Consider the following 13,619-nt stretch of genomic DNA (forward strand, 5'->3'; position numbering starts at 1 on the left):
AACCTTTAACCGAAGCAAAAAATAAATTGTTATGTCTCAAGACGTAGAATCAAAAGTAAAATCGATTATCATTGATAAACTCGGTGTGGATGAATCGGAAGTAGCTGCCGAGGCCAACTTCACGAACGACCTCGGAGCCGACTCTCTTGACACGGTGGAGCTTATCATGGAATTCGAAAAAGAGTTCGACATCAGCATTCCTGACGAAGATGCAGAAAATATTGCAACCGTAGGCGATGCCGTTGAGTACCTGCAAGGCAAAGTTTCCTAATTTTACACTCCACTCCTTATTCTTATGTCTGATCGCAGGGTAGTCATTACCGGGTTAGGTGCCATTACACCAGTTGGGAATACCGCTCCTGATTTTTGGAACGGTCTGATCTCTGGCAAAAGTGGTGCCCGAACCATTGAACATTTCGACACCGAGGATTTTCCCACAAAATTTGCCGCACAAATCGATGGATATAACGAGGAGGACTATTTTGATCGCAAGGAGGTTCGGCGGCTCGACCGCGTATGCCAGTACGCGCTCATCGCCACCGACGAGGCGATAGAAGATAGCAAACTCGATCTCGATGAAGTCGATAAAAACAATTTTGCGGTTATCGTGGGTACCGGCATCGGCGGGATGGTTACCTTTTACGAGCAGTCGATAGAATACCACAAGCATGGGCCGAGGGGAGTATCTCCATTTTTTATTCCCAAGCTCATACCGGATATGGTAGCCGGACAGATATCCATAAAATATGGCCTCAAAGGGGCCAATTACTGTGCCGTTTCGGCATGCGCCACCGGCTCACACAATATTGGTCTCGCCTATGATACCATAAAAAACGGACAGGCCGACTATGCTGTTTCCGGTGGAGCGGAAGCTCCCGTCTCACAAATTGGCGTTGCGGGCTTCAATTCCATGCGCGCCATGTCCACCCGCAACGACTCTCCTGAAACGGCTTCCCGTCCCTTTGACAAAGATCGTGACGGTTTTGTACTGGGTGAAGGGGCAGCCATACTTATCCTCGAGGAATACGAGCACGCCAAAGCCCGGGATGCGCGGATTTACGGGGAGATTGTGGGATATGGTTTCTCGGCCGATGCTTATCACATGACCGCCCCGGATCCCAATGGAGAAGGAGTGATCCTCGCACTTACCAAGGCGTTGGATTCGGCGGGCATCACACCCGGGGATGTAGATCATATCAATATGCATGGTACATCAACTCCGCTGGGGGATGTGGCGGAAACCAATTCCATTAAAAAGGTCTTCGGAGATCACGCGTATAATATAAACCACAACTCCACGAAGTCGATGACGGGTCACTCTCTTGGTGCGGCAGGAGCTATGGAATCGGTGGCCACACTCCTTGCCACCTACCACGACCTGGTGCCCCCAACCATCAACTATGAGACTCCTGATCCCGACTGTGATTTAAACTACACGGTCAACGAAGCAGAGCCCCGTAAGATCAGGTATGCGTTAAACAACGCCTTTGGCTTTGGCGGCCATAATACCACGCTCGTTTTTAAGAAGTTTGAAGATTAATATTGATGTTTAAAAAGCTCAGGTCATATTTCACAAAGAGCCCATCTCGTGAGATCCCTTCTGAGCATGAAGAGCGACTGGAAAATTTAAAATCGATCATCAATACCGATATTGATGATGCCCACCTTTTTGTCAGGGCCTTGAGGCACCGATCGGTGCTGGCGGATGAAAAATATGTTCCCTCCGACTCCTATGAGCGCCTTGAATTTTTAGGAGATGCCGTCCTTGACCTTATTATTACTGAAATTATTTACCAGAAGTTTCCTCAAAAAAATGAAGGTTTTTTAACCAAGCTCAGGGCCAAGCTGGTAAAGGGCGACGCGCTGGCCTCGTATGCAAAAAAGCTTAACCTCAGCGAACTGCTGGTACTTGGAGAACGGGCGCAGGGACAGGGTATAGAGTTTTCCAAAAGCATACTTGCGGATGTTTTTGAGGCGCTGGTAGGCGCCATGTATATGGATCAAGGCTATAACCCCACGTTTGATTTTGTGGGACGGGTGATTCATGAGTATGTCGACTTCCAAAAAGTGATCAACACACTCGACAATCATAAGAGCATCCTGCTGGAATATGCCCAGGCCCACAAAATGGCTATCCCGGAATATGAGGTCGTAGCCGAGGAGGGACCCGGTCACAACAAAACGTTTGAAATACGGGTCATCGTTGACAACCAGGAGTACGGGAAAGGCAAAGGGAAAAGCAAGAAAGAGGCAGAACAACTGGCGGCCAAAGAGGCACTGGAAAGGCTGGAAGCGGTTTAGGATTTAGTTATTGATTACCGGGTTATTCAGGTGTCACATCAAGAGGCCATCACAAAAACTCCAGACTTCTGGGTCAGAGGAGTTGCATTCCCGTTTTTCGGGGTGATACATCCACCTCCCACCAAATCAGAAGATTTTATAAAAGTCCTCTTAGTTGCTCGTTACTGGCAACAAGACCAACCGTTACGTTTTTTGTAATCCCGAATTGAGTACTTTAAAGTAAGTCTAATAGAACTCACGTTAGTTAATTAATTGCTGAAATTTGGTATCCGAAATTTGCTATTGCTTATAATACTTATTAACCGTTGTTAGCAATATGTTACAAGAATTTATAACATGCTATACTTCATAATACTCTAAGTAATTTAAATACCCTATATAAGAAAAAGTGTATACTTTATAAATTCCTATAAAATAATTCTGATGAAAACTTTACATCTTCATATTGGTTCATTTAAGACTGGCACTACCTCAATACAAAACACATTTCATAACAATAGAAAAAACCTTAACAAATTGGGCTTTCATTATCCTGGTGGGAAATTCAATCATCATTTGTCATATTTTGCAACCAAGGCACCTACTGAGGAATGGCCGAGGAGTTTAAAAGCAAAGGATAAGGATAAGTTGAGCCATATTGTTGATCAGTATTTTTCCAAACTTGAAGATGATTTACATGCTGATTTTGAACATCAAATTATTTCTACCGAATATCTTTTTATTGATAAAGAGGAGTATATAAAAAACTACCTGGATTATCTTAAAAAGTTTTCCCTAGAAATTAAAATCTATGTATTTGTGCGGAATCCGGAAGAGTTGTATAAGTCTATTCAACAGCAGATAATTAAAGGGCGTTCGTATATTACTGCTCCTCAAGAATTTTTTTATAATTTCAAAAATGTGATCGAAGTGTGGCAAAAATACTGCCCTGTTAAAGTGCTTGAATTTCGTCCAGGAGTAGATTCATGTGAAACGTTATGCAATGCAATTGGTATAGATGTTAACAAGCTGTCTAAGCCAGACAAATTTAGAAACACTTCCCTCTCGATACAACAAATATTGTTATTAGAAAAGCTACAGGTGAATTTATATCAGGATAAAGAGAATCAGCTTAAAAGTTTTGTTAATATAGTTAAGGAGATTAATGCTCCTGTTCCTTATCCGCCTAAACTTAAACCGGAAGTTCAGAAATTTATTCAAAATAAACATCGGGCTGATCTTGAATGGCTAAAAAAGAACTTTGGCATTAATTTTTTAAAAGATTATTCAAATGAGATTTCCACTTGTGCTATTTCTAACTTTAAAGACGGTAAGGCGGCCATTCGTGATGTATATCAAGTTGATAATGAGCAATCAATTGATCATTATGAAGCTCTTGTGATTGATACACTTATCAAGAAAACGGTTCAGGATCGCTCTAAGTCATCCATATTAGAAAGGATTTTAAAATTCATACTGGCTCTAAAACAACGTTTTAAATGACCAACTGAAAGCACCCTGCACTAAAAGTGCAGGGTGCTTTCAGTTGGAGGATGAGTTGTACAGTAAAAATGCAAGGAGCTTTTACCATATTTGGGAAATATTTTTCCACTTGAAAGACAATTTTTAGATTGATGTATTTTTCCTTTTAAAAGCATAGGACTTATGTCAGGGTTGTAAAAGTTATGTAATTTGTTGACAGTTTTGGTTAAACTGAGCGGGAGTCTGTCTCCCGACATCTTGGTAGGGCTGCTCGCGGTTACAGTAGTACAAATACTCTGTGAGATCGATCTTCAGTTGCTCATAGTCCTCAAAATAGATTTTACTCAGCAAATCATTTTCTAGGAACTTCTACAACTGCTCGATCTTGTAGTTTGTTTTCAGGTGATAGGTATAAATATAACGGTGGGTGATACCTATGTGGTAACAATCGTATAAAGAATGGTCTTGCTTGTGCACAGACCTCTTGTATCCAAACTCCTTTAAGGCTTTCAGCAGACGACCATCGTAGATGCTGGTGTGTTCCATACAAATAATTGTCGTAATTTGGCCGGTCCCATGAGCTCGTAGTCACTTTGCCAATCCGGCAAAAACTTCCAAGGAACTCTCGCAGCGATGCTACTGTCCGGCAGGACACAGCCTGCAGCCTACCTCCTTATCGGTGTTGTCCGCGTTCTCCCAGGAACAGACCCAGATCCAGGATTTGGCAAGACACTGGTTTTATGGGTTATGGATGGTATGCGAGTTCCTGTGATCGGGATTAAAGGTATTTAATTTGATCGAGACATTGATACAACATAAATTATTGGTTCAGCATTGAGTGTCTAGAAAAATAATATCACAGACGGAATGGAACGGATTAAACGAGAAAGACCTTGGTGGCGGGGTACGTACAACAGCGCGTGCAGATTGCAGAAGCGTGAGAAATTTATAAATTACCTCGAACAGCCTTAATGGAATCCTGGTAAAATGCTTCCTGCCTGTAAATGATTAAGGGATGTTAACCCAACATTAAAATTCTCACATTAATTTTTTCTTTTCGTTACAAATGTTATAATTAAATACTTGGTTTATAAGTGTTTATAGATAATTAGGAGTGTTAATTGGCTTTTGGATAAAAAAATGAGTGTATCCAAAAAGCCTGTTTTGACAGAATCAATTGGGGTGATGCTATGATGGAAACTAAAGATCGTCTAAAACCCAAGGAATCGGAGTTTGACAAGCAGAAACAAGAGAGCTCCGATCACCCGCTTTTTATTACCAATTCTCCCGAAATGAAGGAGATGCTGGATAAAGTCAAGAAGTTTGCCTCCTCAGAGGCTCCTGTTCTCATAACAGGTGAAAGCGGAGTGGGGAAAGAGGTAATTGCACGGCTTATACACCGGTACAGTCCCCGAGACGACGGACCGTTCGTGCCGATTAACAGTGGGGCCATTCCGGGCGAACTGTTTGAAAGCGAGCTGTTTGGTCACGAAAAGGGGGCCTTCACGGGCGCGACCTCTGTAAAAGAGGGCTGTTTTGAGCAGGCGAACAACGGCACCTTGTTTCTGGATGAGATTGGCGATATGCCGAGCTCCCTGCAGGTAAAAGTACTGAGGGCGGTTGAATTAAATTCATTCAGGCGTGTGGGAGGAAAACAAGAGATATCGGTGGATGTACGAATCGTTTCTGCCACCAATAAAATTTTGCTTGAAAAAGTGGAAGACAAAAGCTTCCGTGAGGATCTGTATCACAGGATCAATGTACTGGAGCTTTATATTCCCCCTTTGCGTCGCAGGGTTGATGATGTGCCCGTGTTGCTGGATCATTTTTTAGATCATTTTACGGTAAAATACAGTTGCCCAGATATGTATTTTACCGATGAATGTATCGGGATATTAAAAGAATACCTGTGGCCGGGTAATGTACGCGAGCTGAAAAATATTGTTGAGCGCTGCGTGATACTGAGTCCACAAGAAAAAATTGAACCCTCTATTTTGCCCGATCGATTCTTTGAGAATACCAGCAGCTCGAGGAAGGATGACAAAGATTCCTTCCTGCAGGTTCCGATGGGAACGACGATGCAAGAGGTGGAACGGGCGGTGATTCTTCAGACGCTGGCCACGGTCGACAATAACAAGACCGAGGCGGCCCGCATACTTGGACTTACCCGAAAAACCCTCAGCAGTAAAATTGATAAGTAATACCCCATAACAAACCCACCGCGGATTTCCTGACCGACGATACGAGATCACAACATGAGTATTACCGCCCCATTTGGTTAAGATTTCGCCATTTTTGTTATACTTGCCTGAATATACTTTTGGAGAGGTCTTTGCAGAACCTGATGCCTGGTTGAGAGAGGGTTGTACCACCGACCTTATAAGCACATAAAGCGAGAGGAGAACGGCCTCCGAACGGTGATTCGAATGTTTTGCAAAGTCACCTGGAGTAATTTAAGAGTAATGGGATAGGCAGAACTTTGACGAAACTGTTGCTAATCAACCCTGATCTCCCCGCACATTTTGGCCGCGCAGAGGTACTGCTGTATCTTGAGCAGGTGATGTTCCCTTTAACGCAGCTGAAGGGCAAATCTCCCAGCGCTTTATACCCTGCCCAATAAAAAATCGGTAAAATAGGATGTAAGATACTGCCTGCCATCAGGGTACTGATCTTTACATAAATTATCGTGAGGTAATACGGGTTAGACAGCAATTCTTCCGGTTACTTTTTATTCGCACAAAAGGAAATCTACGAAAAGCAAAGGGCAAAACTGAATTTGTGTGGATGCCGAACGTATTCAGCAGTGAATTCCTGACAAAAGATTATTCGCCCACATGCTCCCGCGAATCAAAATAGTACATGATTTTCCTGCCGCGGGCTACTGGAACCGGCGGCAGGATACAATTATGGATAAGGTGGGGAGATCGGGATTAACGCTTTGAAACGGACGCAGGTACACGAACAAAATACTGCTGAATCAGCTCGTCGTAGGTATGTACCGCTTCATCCAGCCGGTTCAACTTCTCCAGGAGCTGTGCTTTCTGGTAAATGGAAGCAGTGATCTCCTCTTTCCCAACGCTGATATCCGTTTTGGCATATTTCAAGATCTCGTCAAATGCGTTGACGGCTTCCTCAAAGCGTCCAAGCTCGGTAAGCAGGTTGGCCCGCTTGATCAAGGCGTTTTTTAGCAAGTCCGATTCCTCCTCAATGTTGCCTGTCCCGTTCTTTTGGGACGACAATAATTGAATATCTTCCATAGTTTCATTTTCCAAATGGTCGGCACTGGCTGGTTGATCTGTCGAATTTTTTGAGCTTTGGTCTATGGTTGTATTCCCGTCATCGACTCTTTCTTCTGCATTTTGAGCTGGTACTTCATCTCCGTTTGTGTTGAAGGGCTCCTCAAGGCTCAGGTCTCCCCAGTCGAATTCAATTCCATTCTCAGAGACGCCTGCGTTTCCCCCGGGCTCTTCTTTTGTATAATATGTATTGGGTTTGGTGCCCTTGGAATTGGGTTTTGTGCCGGCAGCCCCGTTATGCGTACGGTCTTTTCCATTCACGGAATAAGAGGAGTGCCCGTTCCTTGTGGAGGCTTCGGTATCCGTACGGTAATGGTGATCTGAATTTCCATTTAGCAGTTCCAGCAGAAATTCCTCATGTGCATTTGCAGGTTTTTTGAACCACTCTGAAACCCCGTTGTCTTCCGTCTCTCCCGGAATTATCCCGTTTGCCTCGACTACGGCCAGTTCCTCCTCCAGGACCGTTTCTTCCTCTTGTTGATCCTCGTCAATATCTGAAATATGGTGTTCAACAGCTGTATCCACACTGTTGCTGGTATCCTCTTCCTCCGGACTATCGTCCATGTCCCCCGAGTGTTCGACCGACTCGTGTCGGTCCAGATCTACGGTTATCGAACTGTTCCAGTCGGCATATTTTGTCAAGGCGATAAACGTATCGGCTACCAGCTGCACGAAGGTGTTTGACTTTTCATCGCCCATCACCTGCCTGAACAGGTTGTGTATTTTTGTTTTCGGCAGCTTGTGGATCTCCTTGTCCTGCTCATACAAACGGGCATAGGCCTTTTTTACCAGTTCAGCTATCAAGGCCCGCGAACGATCTTCTGACTCAACAAACTGGGAGTAAAATTCCAGGAACGGTTCGTCGTTTTCATCAACCAGTCCCAGCTTTTTGAACAGCATGACGTAGTGGATGGAGTTGGGCCGTTTCAGATCGATCTGTTCCAGGAAATCCTGGTTAAAATATTCAGGAATGTCTTGCTTGCGTATTTTTTCAAGCGCCTCGTCAAGTTGAGTTGATTTGGTTACGAATGTTTCGAAGATGTTCATAATGTGCCTCGTTTGTCTCTGTTGTTAAGCCGAATTTTGATGTATGTTTTTGTATTACGCTCGATAGCGGTTGTAACCCCCGCAAAGCCTTGTTCCTCATTGATGGTTTCTGTGATATTTAAGAATGTGTTCCCACTCGCATCACGCATTGCTCTCTCGTCGGTAAAGATGCGAGGGCAAGCTGCCTGCTGAATCCCAATTAAAACATCAGGAAGGGGAGGGAACGACCTCCCGAAGAAGCGACAGATAGCCAACGCCAACGCGTACCTGCAGCTGAAGCATATCACCAGATACGTTCGTTTGAATTACGACAAAAATATTTTCCGATTCCTAAATGGAATGCGGAACTCATATTCATTCTTTTGTAGTTCCTGTTCCGACAGATCGGAAATTTCTACAATCTCTTTTAGCAGCATTTTTTCCGCCCGTAAAAAGCTCTGGTTGTATTCCATCGCATTATTTATGTGGGTGTATGGCGATTTCCAGTTGATGGAAAAGGGCAGTTGATCGCTGGTAATAACCTCTCCGGCCGGAACTACGGTGGCCGCGTGTTCAATGGTGTTTTTAAGCTGCCTGACGTTGCCAGGCCAATGGTATGAAATACATTTATAGGCCGCACGGGGTGATATAGCGTGAACCGGCGTACCGTTTTTGGAGGCGAAGTCGAGCAAGAACTGATCAATCAACAGCGTTATATCTTCGCATCGCTCCCGCAGGGGAGGAAGTTCAATTATAACGGGATTGAGTTGTTCCAGCAGATCGTCCCAAAATGGCTGCTCTGAAAACTCAGCATATGCGGATTGCTCCACAGAAATAATAATTCTGAACTCGCTCACTTTCTCGGTTTGCATGGCCATTTGCTGGGCATTATGCACGAGCCTGACCAGTATTTTTTGATTTAGGTGGCTCAGCTCGGAGAAAGAATTAAAGAATAGCGTCCCTCCTGATAGGAAGTCCATACCAAAGTCCTCGCTGCTTTGGTAGGTATCTCCCTCAAGCGTGCTCTCCAGCTCTTTCATTTTCTCTTGGATAGTCTCTTCAAGGGTATTACAGAATAAATTGCCAAACGGCCCTTCTGAGAAAGAACTCAGCGAATGAATCATTTTGGCCGTACGGTTTTTCCCTGTTCCCTGTTCTCCCACGATGATAATATTGTTATCCCTCTGGGCCAGATCCACAATATGTTTATATAGATCCCGCATAATCTCACTGTAGAAATTTACAGTCTCTATTTCTGCTCCATTTGTTGGAGGCGTAAGGTTAAGTGGTTTGTCTGATAGTGTTTTCATTAAAAAATTCTCTCAGTTTTATTATTACCGACAGACCCGTGTAAGGGAACCCGTGATTGTCATTTTTTTGTGTGATGGATAATTAGTTGATGAATATTTAAATCTGAATTGTTTTTCCCGACAATCCATGATTAGTAAATCAATAAGCGTGCCAACTGGACGGAAAAAATTTAAAACCCTGTCAGGACTCTTTGAAACGGGGTATTACGCCGATATCATATACCCGGCACGTGGTGGCGAAATAGGGGAGATATAAAAAACGGGTAATTTTTACGCATACGGTTGTGTAAAAATTACCCAGCCGTACAAATTATTCTGCAACCTTTTTTCTTTACCAAAATTACGGCTCGAGAAAAATGACCCTGTAACAGGCATTTACAAGGCGTGAGTTCACTTTTGACTCACCTCGTCCCTGGAGATTTCTCTCAGTGAATGGATTGGCACAACTCTTGTAACACTAGAAGGGGAAGCGTAGTGTGGCTATTCTTTTCGGATAACCCGTTTCGCTGTTCTCCTTACAATATATTATGGTACCATGGAGAAAAGAAGTTAATCAGACAGGCTACATCAAATGCGAGATATTCATGAGCAATAGCAAGATCTATATAGCCGGCCATACCGGGATGGTGGGATCGGCCGTCCTGCGCCAGCTTAAAGCGCAGGGATATCGGAATATTATAACAAGGAGCAGTTCGGAACTCGACCTGAGGAACCAGGCGGAGGTGCGTAGCTTCATGGACCAGGAGCAGCCGGATGTTATTGTACTTGCCGCGGCCAGGGTCGGGGGGATACTGGCCAATGACCGGTACCCGTTTCAGTTTATATATGACAACCTGGCTATACAAAATAATGTTATTCATGCGGCTCATTCCTTCCAGGTGCCCAAGCTGGTGTTTTTGGGAAGCTCTTGCATCTATCCCAAACATGCCGATCAGCCCCTTCGGGAAGAGAGCCTGCTGACGGGGCCGCTGGAACCGACCAACCAGTGGTATGCCGTGGCCAAGATTGCTGGTATCAAGCTGTGTGAAGCGCTCCGAAAACAATATGGCAGGGATTATGTGGCGTTGATGCCCACTAATCTATATGGACCGCGCGATAATTTTGACCTGGAGACCTCTCACGTTGTACCGGCGATGATCCGAAAATTTCACGAGGCTAAGGAAAATGGCCATCAGCCGGTGGAATTATGGGGAACCGGTTCGCCCCGCCGCGAATTTTTGTACGTGGAAGATCTTGCGCGGGCGATCCTGTTTGCAGTGGAAGAAGATCTCGACGCCCCGATGTACAATGTAGGAACCGGCAAGGATCTGCCGATCAGAGATTTGGCCGAACTGGTACAGGATATTGTCGGCCACCGGGGGGCAATCAACTGGGATACTTCAAAGCCCGACGGTACCCCCCGAAAGCTGTTGGATGTCTCGCGCATCCATGCGGCCGGCTGGCATCACAGGAAAGAACTGGAGGCGGGACTTGCCGACACCTACCGCTGGTTCGTTGACCATGAGGACCAGCTTAAAGAGCTTAAACTTGAAACCTGACGCGGGATCTGGAATTAATTAGTAGTAGATATAAAAAAATACAAAGTGAGATCATTATGGGAGCACAATCAAATAAAGTGGCATTAATTACCGGTATAACCGGGCAGGACGGGTCCTATCTGGCAGAATTTTTGTTGAACAAAGGGTATGAAGTGCATGGAATAAAACGGCGCTCCAGCTCTTTTAACACGGGACGAATAGATCATCTCTACCACGATCCCCATACCAAGGGTTTGCCGTTTTACCTGCATTACGGGGACCTCACCGATTCCACAAATTTAATCCGCATCATCCAGGATGTGCAGCCAGACGAGATTTACAACCTTGGAGCCCAGAGTCACGTGCAGGTATCGTTTGATGCCCCCGAGTATACCGCCAACACCGATGCGCTGGGCGTGCTGCGCCTGCTGGAAGCGATACGGATCCTCGGAATGACGGGCAAGACAAAATTTTATCAGGCTTCCACAAGCGAATTGTACGGTAAGGTACAGGAGGTTCCGCAAAACGAGTTGACCCCGTTTTATCCCCGCTCTCCCTATGCCGTAGCCAAACTGTATGCCTGCTGGATCACCATAAACTACCGGGAGGCGTACGACATGTTTGCCGTGAACGGCATCCTGTTTAATCACGAATCGCCGGAACGGGGAGAAACCTTTGTCACCCGCAAAATAACGCGGGCCGCAGTCCGCATTGCAGCCGGACACCAGGAAAAGATGTACCTTGGCAACCTGGAAGCCAAGAGAGACTGGGGACATGCAAAAGATTATGTAGAGGGGATGTACCTGATGCTGCAGCAGGACGACCCGCAGGATTATGTGCTGGCCACCGGGGAGACCCACACCGTAAGGGAGTTTTGTGAGCGGGCATTTCGCCATGCCGGAATTCCGATCCGGTGGATTGGTGAAGGGGTCGAGGAAAAGGGGGTCAATGCCGATACCGGTGACACGATTATTGAGATTGATCCACGCTATTTTCGTCCCACGGAAGTGGACCTGCTGATAGGCGATGCCAGTAAAGCACGCAATGAACTGGGATGGGCTCCCAAATACAGCTTCGACGAACTTATTGAGGAGATGGTCAAAGAAGACCAGGAAAAAATTAACTTAATTAACAATAACAATGAAGACTATTCAAAAATTGCAAAATACATACAATGACGTTGAGGTTACCCAACGCGATGATATTATTACGCTTAAAGAGGATGTGCTGAGACGCATTGAGCTCAAAACCGCAAAGGTAGGGATCATCGGGCTGGGATATGTGGGGCTGCCGCTGCTGTGGACTTTTCACGAAGTGGGCTTCCCCGTGACCGGTTTTGACGTGGATTCCGGCAAAATCGATCATATAAGGGAAGGTACCCCGTATATCAAGCATCTCGGGTACGAAATGATGGGAAAACTGGCAAACTCCGATACCTGTTCTGCCACGCTCGATTTTGCGAAGCTCGCAGACATGGATGCGATATTGATGTGCGTTCCCACCCCGTTGAACGCCTACCGGGAGCCGGACATGCAATATGTGGAAGCTACCACCCGAAGTATTGCAAAACATCTGCGCAGGGGACAGCTTGTTATCCTGGAGTCTACCTCGTATCCCGGAACGACCGACGAGCTGATTATACCGATCCTGGAGAAAAGCTCCGGGCTGAAATCGGGAGAGGATTTTTTCGTCGCCTACAGCCCGGAGCGGGAAGACCCGGGCAATCCCGACTTTAATACGGCTAAAATTCCGAAAGTGGTTGGCGCAGATGGAGCAGAGGCCCTGGAGATCGCCACCACGTTATATGATGCGATTGTTGTGGAAACAGTTCCGGTATCCGACAATAAAACGGCCGAAGCGGTCAAACTTACGGAAAATATCTTCCGATCTGTCAACATTGCGCTGGTCAACGAGCTGAAGGTCGTCTTCCAGGAGATGGACATCGATGTTCACGAGGTGCTGGATGCGGCGGCCACCAAGCCGTTTGGCTTCATGAAATTCACCCCGGGACCTGGCTTGGGAGGACACTGCATCCCGATCGATCCCTTTTATCTGACATGGAAGGCGCGCGAATATGAACAGCACACGCGCTTTATTGAGCTTGCCGGGGAGATCAACACCAGTATGCCCCGGTACGTGATTGAGCGGACGATTAAAGCGCTCAATGCCCATAAGCTGCCGGTGAACGGAAGTGATATCCTGGTTATCGGGCTGGCCTACAAGCCCGATGTGGATGACCTGAGGGAATCCCCGACCTTCAAGCTGATGGACCTGCTTAAGGAATATGGGGCAAATGTTTCCTATTATGATCACTATATCCCGGAAATATGGCCGACCAGGGAGCACGACGAATGGACCGGAATGAAGTCGGTCGGCTGGAATAAGGAGACCATTTCCGGTTTTGACGCGGTCATTATTTCAACAAACCACTCAGACATCAATTACCGGGAGCTGGTGGAGTGGAACGATATCATTGTGGATACCCGAAATGCCCTGAAAGAGATTCAGCCGAAAGCCGAAGATCAAATATGGAAGGCATAATGCGGGGTTTTAACCCATTACCGTACATTGCGACCTGGACAATGTACTGGGCAGGATAGACCGGAGCAAAAAGCGCCGGCAGGATGGATCTGCTATAGTAACATCGAGAGAGAAGACCGAACAGTACCAGAGTTTGCGTGATCTGCAGCAAATTATAAATGCGATGT

10 protein-coding genes are annotated in these 13,619 nt (G+C 45.8%); 8 read left to right on the forward strand and 2 right to left on the reverse strand.

Features of this window, described 5'->3' with window-relative positions:
- The first annotated feature begins 31 nt into the window (after positions 1-31).
- The 5 genes from ACG2F4_RS15410 (at position 32) to ACG2F4_RS15430 (ending at position 5,963) form a co-directional block, all read left to right on the forward strand.
- A complete protein-coding gene (locus ACG2F4_RS15410; RefSeq protein ID WP_395261777.1) occupies positions 32-271 on the forward strand; it encodes an acyl carrier protein in 240 nt (79 codons plus the stop codon).
- A gap of 24 nt (positions 272-295) precedes the next feature.
- Positions 296-1,540 (forward strand): beta-ketoacyl-ACP synthase II, encoded by a 1,245-nt coding sequence (gene fabF / locus ACG2F4_RS15415; RefSeq protein WP_395261778.1) that lies wholly within the window; start codon positions 296-298, stop codon positions 1,538-1,540.
- Between the two features lie 5 nt (positions 1,541-1,545).
- Complete coding sequence (rnc, locus tag ACG2F4_RS15420; RefSeq protein ID WP_395261779.1) at positions 1,546-2,301, forward strand: ribonuclease III; 756 nt, start codon at positions 1,546-1,548, stop codon at positions 2,299-2,301.
- 423 nt (positions 2,302-2,724) lie between these two features.
- Positions 2,725-3,783 (forward strand): hypothetical protein, encoded by a 1,059-nt coding sequence (locus ACG2F4_RS15425; protein WP_395261780.1) that lies wholly within the window; start codon positions 2,725-2,727, stop codon positions 3,781-3,783.
- Between the two features lie 1,169 nt (positions 3,784-4,952).
- Positions 4,953-5,963 carry a sigma-54 interaction domain-containing protein gene (locus tag ACG2F4_RS15430; protein WP_395261781.1) on the forward strand — a complete coding sequence of 337 codons (1,011 nt, stop codon included), beginning with the start codon at positions 4,953-4,955 and terminating at the stop codon, positions 5,961-5,963.
- A 729-nt stretch (positions 5,964-6,692) separates the two neighbouring features.
- On the opposite strand, the gene ACG2F4_RS15435 is transcribed toward ACG2F4_RS15430, so the two are convergent.
- Both ACG2F4_RS15435 and ACG2F4_RS15440 read right to left on the reverse strand, forming a co-directional pair.
- Complete coding sequence (locus ACG2F4_RS15435) at positions 6,693-8,105, reverse strand: DUF5343 domain-containing protein (protein WP_395261782.1); 1,413 nt, start codon at positions 8,103-8,105, stop codon at positions 6,693-6,695.
- A 305-nt stretch (positions 8,106-8,410) separates the two neighbouring features.
- Complete coding sequence (locus ACG2F4_RS15440; protein WP_395261783.1) at positions 8,411-9,394, reverse strand: sigma-54-dependent transcriptional regulator; 984 nt, start codon at positions 9,392-9,394, stop codon at positions 8,411-8,413.
- A 584-nt stretch (positions 9,395-9,978) separates the two neighbouring features.
- Between ACG2F4_RS15440 and ACG2F4_RS15445 the strand changes: the two genes are divergently transcribed.
- From ACG2F4_RS15445 to ACG2F4_RS15455, 3 genes are read left to right on the forward strand one after another with little or no spacing between them, the layout of a single operon-like run.
- Complete coding sequence (locus ACG2F4_RS15445) at positions 9,979-10,932, forward strand: GDP-L-fucose synthase family protein (protein ID WP_395261784.1); 954 nt, start codon at positions 9,979-9,981, stop codon at positions 10,930-10,932.
- 56 nt (positions 10,933-10,988) lie between these two features.
- On the forward strand, positions 10,989-12,089 hold the full coding sequence (gmd, locus tag ACG2F4_RS15450; protein ID WP_395261785.1) for a GDP-mannose 4,6-dehydratase: 1,101 nt from the start codon (positions 10,989-10,991) through the stop codon (positions 12,087-12,089).
- Positions 12,052-13,452: a nucleotide sugar dehydrogenase gene (locus tag ACG2F4_RS15455; RefSeq protein ID WP_395261786.1), complete on the forward strand. Its 1,401-nt coding sequence runs from the start codon at positions 12,052-12,054 to the stop codon at positions 13,450-13,452. Before gmd ends, ACG2F4_RS15455 begins: the two co-directional genes overlap by 38 nt.
- Positions 13,453-13,619 lie beyond the last annotated feature (167 nt).

Origin of the sequence: Halalkalibaculum sp. DA3122, from assembly GCF_043951865.1 — a bacterium.
Classification (GTDB): Bacteria; Bacteroidota; Rhodothermia; order Balneolales; family Balneolaceae; genus JAMQKA01.